At 75.0% G+C, this 15,250-nt stretch carries 15 protein-coding genes and 1 tRNA gene; 6 read left to right on the top strand and 10 right to left on the bottom strand.

From position 1 onward, the window contains the following. Nucleotides 1-333: 333 nt before the first annotated feature. Complete coding sequence (locus tag ACZ5FU_RS25655; protein ID WP_451530903.1) at nucleotides 334-1,953, top strand: cellulase family glycosylhydrolase; 1,620 nt, start codon at nucleotides 334-336, stop codon at nucleotides 1,951-1,953. A 169-nt stretch (nucleotides 1,954-2,122) separates the two neighbouring features. Here the strand turns inward: ACZ5FU_RS25655 and ACZ5FU_RS25650 are convergent, their stop codons facing one another. From ACZ5FU_RS25650 to ACZ5FU_RS25630, 5 genes are all read right to left on the bottom strand, one after another. Continuing rightward, on the bottom strand, nucleotides 2,123-2,707 hold the full coding sequence (locus ACZ5FU_RS25650) for an AMIN-like domain-containing (lipo)protein (protein WP_469046715.1): 585 nt from the start codon (nucleotides 2,705-2,707) through the stop codon (nucleotides 2,123-2,125). Between the two features lie 207 nt (nucleotides 2,708-2,914). Then, nucleotides 2,915-3,649 carry a DUF4232 domain-containing protein gene (locus ACZ5FU_RS25645; RefSeq protein WP_469046713.1) on the bottom strand — a complete coding sequence of 245 codons (735 nt, stop codon included), beginning with the start codon at nucleotides 3,647-3,649 and terminating at the stop codon, nucleotides 2,915-2,917. A gap of 142 nt (nucleotides 3,650-3,791) precedes the next feature. Continuing rightward, nucleotides 3,792-5,366 (bottom strand): multicopper oxidase family protein, encoded by a 1,575-nt coding sequence (locus ACZ5FU_RS25640; protein WP_451531207.1) that lies wholly within the window; start codon nucleotides 5,364-5,366, stop codon nucleotides 3,792-3,794. A 585-nt stretch (nucleotides 5,367-5,951) separates the two neighbouring features. Next, the gene (gene cpt, locus ACZ5FU_RS25635; protein WP_468646457.1) at nucleotides 5,952-6,473 is read right to left on the bottom strand and encodes a chloramphenicol phosphotransferase CPT; all 522 of its coding nucleotides are present in this window, start codon (nucleotides 6,471-6,473) and stop codon (nucleotides 5,952-5,954) included. A gap of 189 nt (nucleotides 6,474-6,662) precedes the next feature. Next, nucleotides 6,663-7,124 (bottom strand): hypothetical protein, encoded by a 462-nt coding sequence (locus ACZ5FU_RS25630; RefSeq protein WP_451531206.1) that lies wholly within the window; start codon nucleotides 7,122-7,124, stop codon nucleotides 6,663-6,665. Between the two features lie 292 nt (nucleotides 7,125-7,416). On the opposite strand from ACZ5FU_RS25630, the gene ACZ5FU_RS25625 reads away from it, so the two are divergent. After that, nucleotides 7,417-8,643 carry a helix-turn-helix domain-containing protein gene (locus tag ACZ5FU_RS25625; protein WP_451531205.1) on the top strand — a complete coding sequence of 409 codons (1,227 nt, stop codon included), beginning with the start codon at nucleotides 7,417-7,419 and terminating at the stop codon, nucleotides 8,641-8,643. Nucleotides 8,644-8,745: 102 nt separating this feature from the next. Here ACZ5FU_RS25625 and ACZ5FU_RS25620 read toward each other — a convergent pair whose 3' ends face one another. Further along, nucleotides 8,746-9,195, bottom strand: a complete 450-nt coding sequence (locus ACZ5FU_RS25620) for a DoxX family protein (protein WP_451531204.1) — start codon at nucleotides 9,193-9,195, stop codon at nucleotides 8,746-8,748. A 222-nt stretch (nucleotides 9,196-9,417) separates the two neighbouring features. Here ACZ5FU_RS25620 and ACZ5FU_RS25615 point away from each other — a divergent pair, with 222 nt between their 5' ends. The 3 genes from ACZ5FU_RS25615 (at nucleotide 9,418) to ACZ5FU_RS25605 (ending at nucleotide 10,829) form a co-directional block, all read left to right on the top strand. Further along, nucleotides 9,418-9,981 (top strand): snapalysin family zinc-dependent metalloprotease, encoded by a 564-nt coding sequence (locus tag ACZ5FU_RS25615; protein WP_451531203.1) that lies wholly within the window; start codon nucleotides 9,418-9,420, stop codon nucleotides 9,979-9,981. Nucleotides 9,982-10,499: 518 nt separating this feature from the next. Beyond that, nucleotides 10,500-10,703, top strand: a complete 204-nt coding sequence (locus tag ACZ5FU_RS25610; protein WP_073499692.1) for a cold-shock protein — start codon at nucleotides 10,500-10,502, stop codon at nucleotides 10,701-10,703. 49 nt (nucleotides 10,704-10,752) lie between these two features. Beyond that, nucleotides 10,753-10,829 (top strand) — tRNA-Met (locus ACZ5FU_RS25605). A 105-nt stretch (nucleotides 10,830-10,934) separates the two neighbouring features. Here ACZ5FU_RS25605 and ACZ5FU_RS25600 read toward each other — a convergent pair. Then, a complete protein-coding gene (locus ACZ5FU_RS25600) occupies nucleotides 10,935-11,246 on the bottom strand; it encodes a hypothetical protein (RefSeq protein ID WP_451531202.1) in 312 nt (103 codons plus the stop codon). Continuing rightward, nucleotides 11,224-11,928 carry a phosphoribosyltransferase gene (locus tag ACZ5FU_RS25595; protein WP_451531201.1) on the bottom strand — a complete coding sequence of 235 codons (705 nt, stop codon included), beginning with the start codon at nucleotides 11,926-11,928 and terminating at the stop codon, nucleotides 11,224-11,226. The genes ACZ5FU_RS25600 and ACZ5FU_RS25595 overlap by 23 nt, the downstream gene beginning before the upstream one ends. 264 nt (nucleotides 11,929-12,192) lie before the next feature. On the opposite strand from ACZ5FU_RS25595, the gene ACZ5FU_RS25590 reads away from it, so the two are divergent. Further along, complete coding sequence (locus ACZ5FU_RS25590; RefSeq protein WP_451531200.1) at nucleotides 12,193-12,903, top strand: dienelactone hydrolase family protein; 711 nt, start codon at nucleotides 12,193-12,195, stop codon at nucleotides 12,901-12,903. Nucleotides 12,904-12,994: 91 nt separating this feature from the next. On the opposite strand, the gene ACZ5FU_RS25585 is transcribed toward ACZ5FU_RS25590, so the two are convergent. Together ACZ5FU_RS25585 and ACZ5FU_RS25580 are read right to left on the bottom strand one after the other, a co-directional pair. Then, on the bottom strand, nucleotides 12,995-13,447 hold the full coding sequence (locus ACZ5FU_RS25585) for a YbhB/YbcL family Raf kinase inhibitor-like protein (protein WP_451531199.1): 453 nt from the start codon (nucleotides 13,445-13,447) through the stop codon (nucleotides 12,995-12,997). A 239-nt stretch (nucleotides 13,448-13,686) separates the two neighbouring features. After that, nucleotides 13,687-15,249, bottom strand: a complete 1,563-nt coding sequence (locus ACZ5FU_RS25580) for a DUF4139 domain-containing protein (RefSeq protein ID WP_469046712.1) — start codon at nucleotides 15,247-15,249, stop codon at nucleotides 13,687-13,689. Nucleotide 15,250: the final 1 nt, after the last annotated feature.

Below are 15,250 nucleotides of genomic sequence, written 5' to 3'. Positions count from 1 at the left end.
GCGCCCCGACAGGGCCCCCCCCCCGAACACGGGGGGCGCGCCGCCCCCATCAACCCCCGGACCCCCCCCCCCCCCCCCCCCCCAACCCCCCCCCCGCCCCCCCCCCCCCGGGGGGGGGGGGCCCGACGGCCTGTGCGCGATCTCTTGACGTGTACTTGTCGCAGTGGCTTTATGGGAGCGCTCCCACCCATCCTCCCGATGCCTGAGTTTCTGGCGCTCACTCCTGGAGTCGCAGTGAGAAGAGCACGCAGCACGACCCGAAAGAGGTTCCTGCCCGCTCCCGGCCTCGCCCCGGCCCCCGCCCCGGCCGGTCCACGTCACCTCGCCCCCTTCCTGGCCGGTCTGCTCGCCCTCGCCGTCGTCCTCGGCTTCCTCGCCCCGGCCGGCGCGCGGGCCGCCGAGGCCCCGCGCGCCCTCGCCACCGGCCTGCACATCAGCGGCGGACGTCTGCTGGAGGGCAACGGCAACGATTTCGTGATGCGCGGCGTCAACCACGCCCACACCTGGTACCCCGGTGAGACGCAGTCCTTCGCCGACGTCAAGGCGCTGGGCGCCAACACCGTCCGCGTCGTCCTCTCCGACGGCCACCGCTGGACCAGGAACACTCCCGAGGACGTGGCCGCCGTCATCGCCCGCTGCAAGGCCAACCGCCTCATCTGCGTCCTGGAGGTGCACGACACCACCGGCTACGGCGAGGACGCCGCCGCCGGCACCCTCGACCACGCCGCCGACTACTGGATCGGCCTGAAGGACGTCCTGGCCGGCCAGGAGGACTACGTCATCGTCAACATCGGCAACGAGCCCTGGGGCAACACCGCCCCGGAGGGCTGGACCGACCCGACGGTCGCCGCCGTGAAGAAACTGCGCGCGGCCGGCCTCCAGCACACGATCATGGTCGACGCCCCCAACTGGGGGCAGGACTGGCAGGGCGTCATGCGCGCCAACGCCCGGACCGTCTACGACGCCGACTCCACCGGCAACCTGATCTTCTCCATCCACATGTACAGCGTCTTCGACACCGCGGCGGAGATCACCGACTACCTCAACGCCTTCGTCAGCGCGAGACTCCCGCTGCTCATCGGCGAGTTCGGCGGGCCCGCCGACCAGTGGGGCGACCCCGACGAGGACACCATGATGGCCGCCGCCGAACAACTCGACCTCGGCTACCTGGCCTGGTCCTGGAGCGGCAACACCGACCCGGTCCTCGACCTCGCCACCGACTTCGACCCGACCCGCCTCAGCTCCTGGGGACAGCGGATCTTCAACGGCGCCGACGGCATCGCCCAGACCGCGAAGGAGGCCACCGTCTTCGGCGGCGGCACCCCGGGCGACACCCGGGCGCCGACCACCCCCGGCACCCCGGCGGCCTCCGCCGTCTCGGCCACCTCCGCGACCCTGACCTGGGGCGCCTCCACGGACGACGTCGGCGTCGCCGGGTACGACGTCGTGCGGATCAGCGGCGGTACCGAGAGCAAGGTCGCCGCGTCCACGACGAACACCGCCACGCTGACGGGCCTCACCCCGGAAACGGCGTACACGTTCGCCGTCTACGCCCGTGACGCGGCCGGCAACCGCTCGGCGCGCTCGGCCACGGTGAACGTCACCACCGGCAAGGGCGGTGGCACCCCGGGAGCGGCGTGCTCGGTCGGCTACCGCGTGGTGGGGCAGTGGCCCGGCGGTTTCCAGGCCGAGATCGCCCTGCGCAACACCGGTACGGCGGCGGTCGACGGCTGGACCCTCGCCTTCGCCTTCCCGGACGGCCAGACGGTGGCGAACATGTGGGGTGGAACCCCCACCCAGAGCGGGAGCGCGGTGAGCGTGACCGCGGCGGCGTACACCGCGAAGATCCCCGTCGGCGGCTCGGTGACCGTGGGCTTCATCGGCACCAAGGGCGCCGCCAACGCGGCACCGGCCGCGTTCACCCTCAACGGCACCGCCTGCACGACCGGCTGAGCGACCCGTTCCGTCGGCCGGCGCGGGCACCGGGCCCTCGCCGGCCGACGCGCGCCGAGGGGCCGGTCCCGGAAGGCGCGCACCCCTTCCGTTCCGTGCCCCCGGCCGCCGGCGCACCGGCCGCGCCCGCGGTCGGGGGCGACGGCCCCGGCCGCGGACGCGGCAGGCGTCAGCGGGCGGCCGTCCAGCCGTGGGCGACGTCGACGACGAGGCGGCCGTCGAGCCGCTGCACCCGGAAGGGCAGCCGTGCCCGCACTCCGAGCCCGATCTGCGTGTCGCCCTCGAAGCTGCCGGCGTACCGCGTGTCGCGGAAGGTCCGGTAGCCGGTGACGTCCACACCGGGCAGCGGCTGGGCGACGCGCGCGGGGTACGTCGGGGTGCCGGTGTCGGGGTCGTAGGCGGGCGCGCTCACCCGCACCTCCAGGATCGCTCCGCCGCCCACCGGGATGTAGCGGCCGGAACCGTCCTGGTAGAGGCGGTCCACGTAATGGACCGAGTAGCCGAGTTCACCGGCGGTCGCGCCCGGAACGTCGATGACGAGCCGGTCGTGGCAGTCGTGCTGTCCGGTCCGCGCGTTGCGCACCGGCGTCGCCGTGCCGGCGGTGTACGCCTTGTCGAGGCTGCCCCAGCCGGTGGGGCAGGCGGCGGCCGCGCGCGGGGCGGCCGCCGTGGCGGCCTGAGCCGGGACCGCGGCCGCGCCGAGCGTGGCGGTCATGACGGCGGCGATGACCCAAATGGTTCTGTTTCGCACCATGGTGTCCCCCTGGGGGTGCGTGTGACGGTTATCGGGTGAGACAGCCCGCTTGGCGGAATGGTTGCACCGTTCGGCGGATCCGTCTGCCGAGTCGGCGGATCCGTCACCCGGGCCGTCGGCCCGCCGGGCCGCGACCGGGTGCGGGCGCCGTGCGCGCCCCGGCGCGCACGGCGCCCGCACCCGTGGGTGTGCGGTCCTCGGTTCGGCCTACAGGCTGAGCGCGTCCTCCGCGTCGTTCACCCACGGGGTCACGGAGTTGGTGTCGGGGGAGACGTACAGGCCCGGGGTCGGGGCGTCGAGGGGGGTCTGTTCGAGATCGGACTCGGTGTCCATGGTCATCGCGATCGACGCGACCGTCCTGCCCTTGCCGTCGTCGGCTCCCCCCATGAGGCCGGCGTAGGCCGACTCGCCCGGTTCGAGCCGGAGCGCGTCCTCGATGCCGGGGGCCGTGCCCCGCTCCGTGGCCTGGCCGTCCAGCTCGCCGAAGGTCACGACCGGGTGGCCCAGCGCCCGGCAGGCCTTCCCGCTCTTGTTGGTGATCTTCAACAGGTAGCTGCCGGTGGTCGGTTCGGCGAGGTTCGCGGTGAACTTCACGTCGTACGTGCTGCACGGGAAGACGTCGTGGTCGGCCGGGGAGCCCCCACCCGACGACCCGCTTCCGGTGCCGGACGAGCCGCCGCCACCGGTCGAGCCGGTGCCGGACGATCCGCTCCCGCCGGTCGAGCCGCCCCCGCCGGTCGAGCCGGGGCCCGACGGACTTCCGGTGGGGGAGGCCGGCCCCGACGGTGGCGTCGACGGCGTCTTCGGCGAGGCCGCCGCCGAACTCGCGGGCGGCGTCGTGTCGGTGTCGTCCGCCGCGCCGTCCTCGGTGGGACCGCAGGCGGTCAGGGCCAGTGCGGAGAGGGCGGCGAGGACGACGGCTGCTCTGCGTGCGGTGCTCATGACGTGGATCCCCCGATGAGAAGCGTGGTGTTCCGGAGTGCCGCTCCAGCGTCCCGCGGGTTCTTCACAGCCCGGTGACAGGATCTCGCCGGATCCATCACCGTTCACGGCGCCGGGGGCCGGCGCCGTGAACGGGCGGGGCTCAGCGGACGTACTCGACGATCTGCATCATGCCCTGGTCCTCGTGCTGGAGCTGGTGGCAGTGCAGCATCGAACGGCCCTCGAAGTCCTCGGCGCGCAGCCGGAACGTGATCGTGCCGCGGGACGGGACGGTGACGGTGTCGCGCCAGACGGGGGTGGCCAGCGGGCGGCCGTCGACCGCCGTGAGCAGGAAGTGGTGGGTGTGCAGGTGGAAGGGGTGGTGGGGATGGCTGTGCGAGTCGTTGGCGACGGTCCACTCCTCCACTTCGCCCAGCCGGACGCGGTGGTTGACGTGATCGGGGGAGAAGCGGCCCCAGGCCGGGTCCCGTACGCCCGCCGCGGCATCGGCGTGCGGCGTCTCCCCGTCGCCCAGGATGCGGTAGGCGTTGGGGAAGGCGCCGGGGAAGACGTTGCTGTAGCTGCGGAAGGCCAGGTGCCGGGTGCGGGTGGGGGCGGGCAGGGTGGTGGGCCGTCCGGGCAGGCCGGCCGGCAGCGGCATGTCGCGGGGCGCGCCGGTGACGACCACCGTCATCAGGGGACGGTCGACGCCGTCCGTGACCAGTTCGTAGGTGCCGGGCTCACCGCCGCGGACCAGCACGTCGGCCCGGCCGCCCATGGGCAGGGCCACCGCGGAGGAGGGGACGGGGGCCATGAGGGTGATGCCGTCCTGGGCGATCCGGTGCATCGTGTGCCCGTCCAGCCGCAGGGTGAGCGGGGTGGTCGCCCCGGCGTGCACGATCCGCCACCGCTGGACCTCGCCGGGCGCGAGGGCGAGGACGGGGTTCTTCGCGCCGTTGACGAGGAAGGTGGGGGCGATGCCCTCGAAGGCGCCCTCCGACGTCATGTCCGGCACCCGTCCGCCGCTCAGGCGGAGTTCGTTGAAGCAGACGACGACCTCCCGGGCGGCGGCGATCTCGGGGACCTCGTCGACGTCGCCCTTCACGACGATGACGCCGGCCATGCCGTTGAGCACCTGGGTGGCCGTGGACCCGTGGTGGTGGGGGTGGTACCAGAAGGTGCCGGCGGGGTGGTCGGCCGGCACGGTGACGCTGCTGCGGTGGCTCGTGGTGCCGCCCGGCTCCGTGGCGGGCGCGAAGGCGCGGAAGACGTTGTCCGCCTCGCCCGTCGGGTCCACGTGCATGCCGTGGGTGTGCAGGTTGAGGGTGTTGAAACGGTGGGGGACGTTGATGTCCTGATGGGGGCCCGCGGCGTCGGGCGGCAGCGCGTTGACGTGTGTGATCTCCAGGCTGTCGCCGGGGCGCACCCGCAGGGTCGGTCCGGGGACCGTCCCTTCGTAGGTGCGGACGCGGACGGTGCCCACGCCGGGGAGCGCCACGTCGGTGAGGCCCACCGTGAGTCGTGTGTTCAGGGTGGTGCTCAGGGGCGGGGTGCCGCGCGTCTCCGGCTGGGGGAAGCCGGGGACGTCCTCGCGGCGCGGCACCGCGTGGGCAGGGGCGGACGACGCCGCGTGCGCACCCGTCGACGACGCCGCGTACGCGCTCGCCGCCGGGGCCAGGACCGCCCCGGCGGCGAGCGGCAGGCTTTTCAGTACACCGCGTCGGGGCAGAGCGGTCACGGGGCGCCTCCTCGGGCAGCGGACGGAGAGTGGACGGGGGCGTCCACATCCATGGGAAAAGTGGCAAAAGGGTATTTTTTGACACGGGAGTGATCGCAGTGTAGGGGGCGTCCGGCCGCGGCGACGGCGCAACACGGCGGGCGCGCACCCGGCGGCTGCCGGCCCGGATTCCCCCGCGTCGCCCGCCCCCGCCCGACGGCGGCCCGCCCGGCCGTGCGGCCGTGGCGGTCACCGCCGGGTGCGACCCCGACGACGCCGGCCCGCGCCCGGGATCCCGGTACGGCCGCCGAGGTACCGGGATCGCCGGCCGCCGGATCGCCCGCCGCCGGATCGCCCGTCACCGGGCCGCCGACGCACCGTGCCGCCGACGCACCGGGCCGGCGTAGGCGCGTCGGTGTGGGCGTGCGGGCGTGGGCGTGAGGGCCTTCAGTCCGCCGGCAGTGCCGACCACCGCGGCGAGCGGGTGGCGTGCAGGACGAGCGCAGCGCCGCCCACCACCGCGGCGTCCGTGCCGAGCGGCGACGCCCCCACCGCGCCGACCCGCCCCTCCGCAGCGGGCGGGCGCGGGAATGGGACCGGGACCGGTCAGCGCACGTGGGCGGCGATGGCACGCGCGCACGCCAGGGACTCGCTGTGCGTGGTGTCGACCTCCAGGTCGTAGACCACTCCCCGGTGCACCGCGTCCGCCTGCGAGGCGGCCATTCCCCGGGCCCGGTCCCCGCGCGCGATCTCGCGGCCCGCGGCGACCTCGCTCCCGCACCTGACGCCGACCCACAGCACCGCCACGTCACCCAGTGCCTTCTGCCACCGCTGCTGGGAGGCGGCCCCGCCGAGGAAGACCTCGTCGACGACGATCCGGGCGCCGGCGCGGGCCGTCGCCACGACGCCCTCGGTCCAGGCCTCCTCCAGCGCCCGGAAGTCCGCCCCGACGCTCACCCGGCCGTCCGCCGCGATCTCCAGCCCCGACCCGGACGCCCGGAGCGCCGCGGGCAGCGCGTCGACGAACGCGTCGACGCCGAAGGCGAGCCACGGATCGGGCAGTACGGCCTGGAGACAGCGCACGATGCCGGACTTCCCCGAGCTGGAACCGCCGTTGAGGATGATCATCCGGGTCGTCGTCACCGCGCCACACTACAAGTCGTCCCCCGGCGTGCGGGGGGACGATCCGCCGTGGTGGGGACCGTTGGGCGGCCGGTCCCGGACGAGCCGCGGGAGTCGTCGCGGCGGGTGGTGCCGGCAGGGCGCGAAAGCGCCCGGGACCGGCGCGGTCGCCGGCCCCGGGCGGGAGTCACGCCATCACCACCACGGGGTGCAGTAGGAGACGCTGCTCTCCCCGACCAGGCGGCCGCAGGCCCGGAAGCGGTAACTGGTGCTCGGGCTGGTCACCTTCGCCGCGCTGGTGTTGGGGCTGCCGTTCGACTGGACGGTGAAGGGACCGCACTGGATCCAGTGCACCCCGTTGTCCCAGGTCCAGTCCATCCAGACCCGGTCGCCCGCGAAGGTGTCGCCGTCGATGCGGGCCCACCCGTGGTTGCTGCCGTTGACGTACCCCTGCTGGAGCTTGACCGTGACCCCGCCGCCGATGCCGACGGAGTGCACCGTGCTGCCGTTCTTGTTGTACGGGATGCCGGTGAAGCCGTTGGCCCCGTTGGTGCACTCCGCGGCGGTGGCCTGCGCGGGCGGGGCGGTCATCACCAGGCCGGCCGCGGCGACCGCCGCGGCGGCCGTGGCGGCCAGGGACGTGCGTATCCGTGTCATGAGGTGACCCCCGGTTCGTGGACGGGCTGCCGGCGATCGCCGGGCCGCACCCATTGCGGCACGGACGCCGGGCCGCCACCAGGTGCGGCGGTCGCGTTGGGACGCCGGGGACGCCCGCGTCCCGCCTGGTCACGGGGTTCCGTCCGGTCGGTGGGACGCCGGTGGGACGCCCGGACCGTCGACGCTCTGGTGCGCGCGGCGGTGGGGCTGGCAATCTGGGACGCCGTCACGCCGACGGTGCGCCCCACGACCGTGAGCCTCCTCTTTCCCGACTCCTCCCCGAAGGGACGTCATGGCCGAACTCCTGCCGGAGGTCGCCCGGTTCGCGGCGCAGCTGCGGATGCTCAAGAACCGCGCGGGCGGTTCCTACGAGAGCGTGGCGAAGGCCGCGGGAGTGGGCAGGTCCAGTCTGCACCGGTACTGCGCGGGCTCCCACGTGCCACCGGACTACGGCACCGTGCACGCCGTCGCGGTGGCCTGCGGGGCGTCCAACGCGGAACTGCGCGAGCTGCACCGGCTGTGGGCTCTGGCGGACGCCGCGTCACGGCCCGACGCGCACCTCGGCGACGCCTTCGCGTCGCGGGAGCCCGAGCCGCCGTCGGCGGAGGCGCCCCCCGGCGCGGGACGGCCCGCCGGCGCGGCCGCCTCCGGTGCCGGCCGGCCCTCCGCCACCGGGGCCGGGCCGTCCCCGGCGGGTCCGGACTCCGTGCCGTCGCCGGACGGACCCGGCGCCGTACCGCCGCACGCCGGACCGGTGACGCGGTCCGGGCCGGCCGGCCCCCGTGTCCTCGGAACGCCGCCCCGGCGCCGGCGCGCGGTCCTGGCCGGCGTCGGCGCGACCGCCGTCCTGCTCGCCGCGGCGCTGGTCCTGCCGAACCCTTTCGGACGCGGCGGCGAGCCGGACGCGCGGGTCTCCCGCACCGCGACCGCTTCGGGGGAGCGCCTGCTGCTGTCCGCGGCGTGCCGTCCCGTCGTCACGATGGGCCAGCACGACGCGTGCGTGGCGGAGTTGCAGCGGCTGCTGCGGGCCACCGGCGGAAACCTGGCCGTGGACAGCGACTTCGGACCCGAGACGCTGCGCAGGGTGACCGCCTTCCAGGCGCTGGCGGGCCTGCCGGTGCGCGGCATCGTCGACGAGCCCACCGTCCGGGCGCTGTACGAGCGCCGGGTGAGCATGCGGACCTGGCCGGCGCAGCGGGTGGAGGCGCGAGTGCGGCAGGTCTTCACGGAGGCACCGGACCGTGCCGTCGGGATCGCGCGCTGCCAGTCCTTCCTCGATCCCCTGCACGTCCTGCCCAACACCAACGGCACCCGCAACTGGGGCGTCTTCCAGATATCCGACATGCAGTTGCGGCGGCTGGGCGGCGACCCGCTCCGGGCCCTGGACCCGGAGTGGAACATCCAGGCCGCGCATCGGCTGTGGCTGCGCCACCGCGACTTCCGCGACTGGCCGCACTGCGACCAGCCCTATCACTCCTCGTCACCGGTCCCGTCCACCGCCTCCGCCTCCGCGGGGTGAACGGCCGCCCGCGCGGGCGTGCCAGGGCGTCCGGCCGTCGCCGCAGGCGGCCGCGGTCGTGTCCCCGCGTGTTCCGGGTCGCCCCGGGGGACGGGGCGGACGTCACCGGGACGGCTCGGTGACGTCCCGGCCGACGGGCCGCGGCCGTCCCTCCCGGCCCGTCAGGGAGGCCAGGGACAGGGCGCCCGGCCCGAAGAAGACCAGCAGCAGGAAGCCCCAGCAGAACAGGGCGGGGGAGAGTCCGCCGTTCTGCAGCGGGAACAGGCCGTCCCGCTGGTGCTCGGTGAAGTAGGCGAAGGCCATCGCGCCCGAGCTGAGGAAGGCCGCCCCACGGGTCGCCACCCCCAGGAGGACGAGTACGCCACAGGTCAGTTCGATCACTCCGGCGTACCAGAAGGGCCAGTCGCCCGCCGGAGCGGCCTCGCGCCCCAGCACCCCGAAGAGCGTGGCGGCGCCCTCGCTGGCGAACAACAGGCCGAGGACCATGCGGAACAGGCCCAGCACGAGGGGCTGGTGCGTCGCCAGCCGGTCGCTGAGGCGCGGAGTGGTCATCGGTGCTCCTTGAGTGGCTGCGGTTTGAGTGGCTGCGGTCCGGGTGCGGGACGAGGCGTGTCATGACGCGGGGGCGGGGCTCCCGGTTCTCCCTACGTGCGGACCGCGGGCCCCGTTCACACGACGCGGCTCCGAATGACGGATTGACGGCCGCGCGACATGGGCAGAGGGCCAGCAGCATGTGACATGAGCACGCCCACCTTCCCCCACAGGAGGTCGACCATGCACTCACGCACCCGCGTCCCGGCCCTGGCCGCCGCCCTCACGGCGGCCGCCACCCTCTTCGCAGGCCCGGCCTACGCGCACGCGCAAGCCCCCGCCGACCAGCCCCTCGCCGCCCGGATCGTCACCTACGACGCCGGCGCGTCCGCGGAGTTCCGGGCCGCCGTCGACCGCGGCGCGGCGATCTGGAACGAGAGCGTGGACGGCGTCGAACTGCGGCCCGTCGCCTCCGGGCAACGCGCCAACATCCGGATCCTCGCCGACAACGGCTGGCCCCGCGCCCTGACCACCTCGCTCGGCAACGGCACCGTCTACATCGGACGGCAGGCCGTCGACCAGGGCTACAACACGGTCCGCATCTCGGCGCACGAACTCGGCCACATTCTCGGCCTGCCGGACCGCAAACCCGGCCCCTGCACCAGCCTGATGTCGGGTTCCAGCGCCGGTGTCGCGTGCACGAACCCCTACCCGAACGCGGCCGAGAAGGCGGAGGTCGAGGGCAACTTCGGCGTCGCTCCCGCCCGTCGGGCGGGAGCGACGGGGACGGTGACCGTCGTGGACTGAAGCCATCGCGCGCCCGGGCGGGCCGCCGAAGCTCTGGAGTTCCTCAAGACGCGCTTGCTCCCTCCGCCCCGCGGGGCATGGTCCTGACGGAAGTCGTCGTCGGACGGCCACGGGGGTGGAGTGCAGTGGAATTCGTCATGATCGCGGGGTTCGCGCTCGTCGTGATCCTTCTCGCGGGAGCACGCGCCGGCCGGCGCGGCGGCAGGTCGCGGCGCCGGTCCTGGGGCGGCGACGGGGGCGGTGACGGCGGCGGGGGCGACTGGTCGTGCGGCGGCGGTTCGTCCTGCGGAGGCGGCGGAGGCGACTGACCGTCACGGAAGGTCCCGTCGCGCGCACGTGGCGTCACCGTCCATCCATCGGCTGAGAACAGGTCACGATGGAGAAGTTTTTGAGCGCCAAGTGCGGATTGCGGGGCCCTTCGTGGGGTAGAACGGGTCTGGGACGCGATCCATGATCATGGATGGCGCCCACACCCATTCCAGCCGGCGTCCGCCGGCGAGAACGAAGGACACAGCAGTATGGCCAGCGGCACCGTGAAGTGGTTCAACGCCGAAAAGGGCTTCGGATTCATCGCCCAGGACGGCGGCGGCCCGGATGTCTTCGCGCACTACTCCAACATCTCCGGCAACGGCTACCGTGAGCTGGTGGAGGGAGAGGCGGTCACCTTCGACGTGACCCAGGGACAGAAGGGTCCCCAGGCGGAGAACATCGTCCGCGGCTGACCCCCTGTGCCCAGCCCGCCCGGATCGCCGTGTAGAGTGGCAGAACCGACGCGGGGTGGAGCAGCTCGGTAGCTCGCTGGGCTCATAACCCAGAGGTCGCAGGTTCAAATCCTGTCCCCGCTACCAAAGAGAGGGGCCCGGCATCAGCCGGGCCCCTCTTCTGTGCGCCCGTTCCGTCCCCCTGACGCCTCCGTGCGCCCATGACGCCGGTGCGCGGCCGGAGCGGTGCCGTCACAGCCGGGGTCTGATCTCGAAGCGGGGCCCCAGGTCCGGGGTGTCCGATCCGGCCAGTTCCGCGGCGAGGCCGTGGACGGCCACCAGGTCGTGCAGCAGCGCGGAGGTCTCCTCGGGCGGCAGGCGCGAGGCGCTCGCCACCTCCTCCAGGTGGACGGCCTCGCCCCGGTGCGCCCGCTGCAGGCGGCCCAGGACCTGGAAGACCCGCTCGTGCTCCTCGGAGTAGGGCCCACGGTCCCCGAAGGACCGGCTCCGCGGCGCGGTCCCGCCTCGCCCCACCCCCTCGTCATCCCGTCTCCCGCGGCCCATGACCAGGGGTTCCTTTCCCTCCGCCCCCGCCCGCGCCGGCGGTGTGTCCGTGCAGGATCCGCGTGACCTCCTCGTCGCCGACCTGCTCGAAGTCGGCGTACCACAGGCCGACCGCCCTGAAGTCCGGCGGCTGGTGCAGGCAGACGACGTCGTCCGCCTCCGCGCGCATCGCCGCCGCCGACTCGGGTGCGCCGACCGGGACGGCGAGGACCAGCCGCGCGGGCCCGCGCCGGCGCAGGTGGCGCAGGGCGGCACGCGCGGTGACGCCGGTGGCGAGCCCGTCGTCGACGACGACCACGGTTCTGCCCTCGACGCGCGGCGCGGGCCGGTCGCCGCGGTACCGCCTTTCCCGGCGCCGCAGTTCGGCCCGCTCCCGGGTCACGTCCGGCCGGAGCCCGTCCTCGCTCAGGCCGAGCATGGCCACCGAGCGCCGGTCGAACAGGGGAGGGTCGTCCCCGACGATCGCGCCGATGCCGGTCTCGGGGTGCCCCGGGACGCCGATCTTCCGTGCCACGAGGACGTCGAGCGGTGCGCCGAGCGCCCGGGCGACCTCGGCGGCCACCGGGACACCGCCCCGGGGGAGGGCCAGCACGAGGGGATCGACGAGAGCACTGTCCGCCGGCCGTTCCAGCAGCCGGGCGGCGAGTTCCCGGCCGGCGTGGCGGCGGTCCTGGAATCGCATGACCTGTGACCTGCCTTCCTCGGACGACGACGTGCGCGCGGTCCCCACAGCGGGCCGGCCGCGTCGCCGGGGACGTCCTCCGCCCGCAGAGGTGCGCGCGGTGCGCCCGGCCGTCCCCTCCCGTCCGGGGTTTCCTCCCGGACGGCGGCCAAACGGGACCCCGCTCCCGCGCACGGGTTCCCCCCGGCATCGTGGGTACGCGGTGCGGGACGCCCGGGTCGTGGCGATCCGCGCGATCGGCCGATGGGGAAGAGGCGGATACCGATGACCTCCGACATGGTTCTGGTGCCCGCCGGTGAGGTCACGCTCTCCGGCGATCTCGTCGTCCCGGCATCCGCGCGGGCCGTGGTGCTCTTCGCGCACGGCAGCGGGAGTTCACGGCACAGCCCGCGCAACCGCATGGTGGCCGCCGAACTGCGCACCGCCGGGCTGGGCACGCTGCTGATGGACCTGCTCGGCGAGCGCGAGGAGCGGCACGACGCGCTGACCGCCGAGCACCGGTTCGACATCGCGCTCCTGGGCGGGCGGCTGGTGGCCGCGATCGACTGGCTGGGGACGCGGCCCGACACCCGCGGCCTGCCCGTCGTCCTGTTCGGCGCCAGCACCGGCGCCGCCGCGGCGCTGGTGGCGGCCGCCGAACGGCCCGACCGCGTGCTGACCGTGGTGTCACGGGGCGGGCGTCCGGACCTGGCGGGGGACGCCCTGGAGCGGGTGACGGTTCCGGTGCTGCTCCTGGTCGGCGGGCGGGACCACCAGGTGCTGGCCCTGAACCAGGAGGCGGCCCGGCGGCTGCGGTGCCCGCACGCCCTGCACGTCGTCCCCGGGGCGACGCACCTGTTCGAGGAGCCGGGCGCCCTGGAACACGTCGCCGGGACGGCCGGGCGCTGGTGCGGCGACCGGCTGCGCGCCACGGACGAGGCCCGGACGACCGCCGGGGCGGGGCCGGCCCGGGCCCCGGACCGGGAGGGGACGTGACCGGCCGGACGCGGGGCCGCCGCGGCGCACGGGGACGGCACGACACGGCCCCGGCGGGGACGTCCCCGCCGGGGCCGGGCCCGGTCCTCGTTCAGCGCCGGTAGAGCGCCACGAGGGTGCCGTCGGCGAGTCGCCGGTCGTCGACGACGCGGTGCACCTGGTCGGCGCTCGGCGCCTCGGGCAGGACGCACGGCTCCCCGAGGGCGTACAGCCGGAAGCGGTACCGGTGCGCCTCGTCCCCCGGCGGCGGGTGCGGTCCGCCCCAGCCCCGTTCGTGGAAGCCGTTGACGAGTTCGGTGCCGCCGGCCGGGACCTGGCCCGCTTCCGTACCGTCGCTGCGGGGGTCGATGCCGACCACCACCCAGTGCACGAACGTGCCCGACGGCGCGTCGGGGTCCTCGCACAACAGCACCAGCTCGGTCGCTTCGTCCGGGATGCCGCTCCACGCCAGCGGCGGGGATTCGTTCTCTCCTTCGTACGCGTACCTGCGCGCCAGAACGGCGTGGTCGTCGAACGCGCTGCTGATGAGTTCGATGCCGGCCATGGAGTCCGGAGTACCCGCCCGGGCCCGTGCGTACCGGCGGGGGCCGCTGCGCGTACCGCGGGGCGGCGCGAGCCGGGTCGGCGTGCCGCCACCGGGCGCGCCGGACCGTGCAACGGTGTCGCAACGTACGGCCGGGCAAGGTGGGCGCTGCCCGGGGCGGCGGCCTCACCCGGGCCGGAGCGACCGGACCCGTACCGACGGCGGCACGGGTCCGGTGGCCGGCCGGGCGTGCGCCCGGCCTACAGCCCCGTGACCTTCGCGCTCGCCGACAGCTCGTACACCAGGGTGATCGTGCGCCGCCCGCCGGGAGGCAGGACGACGTCCCAGCGGGCGATGCCCTCCGCGTCGACCGTGTCGGGCACGGGGGAGCAGGCTTCCTCGCACAGGCGCACCTCCACCGCCGAGACCTCGGAGACGGGGACGCGCTCCCGCACGGCGACGCGTTGCCCGGCCCGTTCGGCGGGGGCGGAGAAACGGGAGAGGTGCAGCCGGACGGTGCGGGTGGTCACGGTCCGCTGGGTCAGGCCGGGAGAGGCCTGGGACTCCTCGGCGTACCGGACCACGCGGTAGTCGTCGCAGCTTCCGAAGGCCAGCTCGACGGGGGCGCCCGGAGCCGTGAAGTCCAGGGTGCCGCGGCCGGTGAACCCGCTGTCGCGGACCAGGTCCACGGGCCCGGCGAGCAGGGCGTGGCCGGAGCGGTTGTCGAACCGTGCGACGCGGGTGACCAGGGGGGACAGCTCGGGCGCGCAGGCGTACTCGCTCCGCGCCGCCGTGGTGAAGGAGGACACGGGCACACGGTGGGCACGGCCGTCCGCGGGCACCGAGACCGGCGCGGGGGCGTCGAGCACGCGTGTCTCGCCACCGTCGGCGACCCCCGGCAGGCCGAGCACGGGAGCCGGGCCGAGGTCACCGATCCGCTGCTCGCGCAGTTCGACGTCGACCGCACGGCGCTCCGCCGGGGTGCGGTCCGTCAGCGTCAGCCGGTCCTCCCGCAGGCTCGGCGGCTCGGAGGCCGACGCGGACCGGGCCGTCGACAACGTCAGCCGTACGTCCGACCAGTCCTCGCCGGTGCGCTGCCAGACCATCGCGTCGGTCTCCAGCGTGAGGGAGTCGCCGTCGAGCACGGCCCGGTAGGCGGGCCGCCACAGTGCGCACGGGGTGAGGTGGGTCAGGCGCAGCCCCACCGGGCCGGCGGCGCCGGTCTCCACGGTCAGCTCGACGTACCCGACCAGCTCGGCGGTTTCCGCCTCCGCGAGGTCCACGGCCCGCCGGACCTCCCCGAGTTCGGCGGCCAGGGCGGTCAGCCGGGCCTCCGCGGCGCGCAGTCGCTCACCGCAGGCGTCGCGCTCGGCGTCCACCCGGTCCAGCTCCCGACTCCAGCGCGGCCCCTCGGTCTCCCCGTGGCCGGCGCCCTCGCCGATCTCCCGCAGCAGGTCGGCGGCGAGGCGGCCGAGCAGGTCGAGGCGGGACCGCAGCCGGTCCCGGCGCTGCTCGACGGCGAGCCGTTCCTCCTCCAGGGCGTGCACGTGCCGGCGGAGGGCGGAGTCGTCGTCGGCGGACGGCAGCGGCCCGCGCGGCGTCCAAACGCGGACGATCCGCACGTCGAGCACAGTCGCGTCGTGCCCGGCGGTCAGTTCGGCGTGCAGGGTGCGGTCGACGGCCAGCGCGCTGACCGGTCCGAGCCGCAGCCGCCGGACACCGGCCGGCAGGTCGAGCACGGCGGAGCGTTCGACGTGGGCGCGGTCCTCCAGGCAGGTGACGGCGGTGACGGGGAGGGCGATCGGCTTCGGGGTTGTGGACATG

The organism is Streptomyces sp. NPDC031554, from assembly GCF_055580685.1.
Note: the sequence above shows the minus strand (reverse complement) of the source record. Positions and strands in the feature narration are given on the sequence as shown.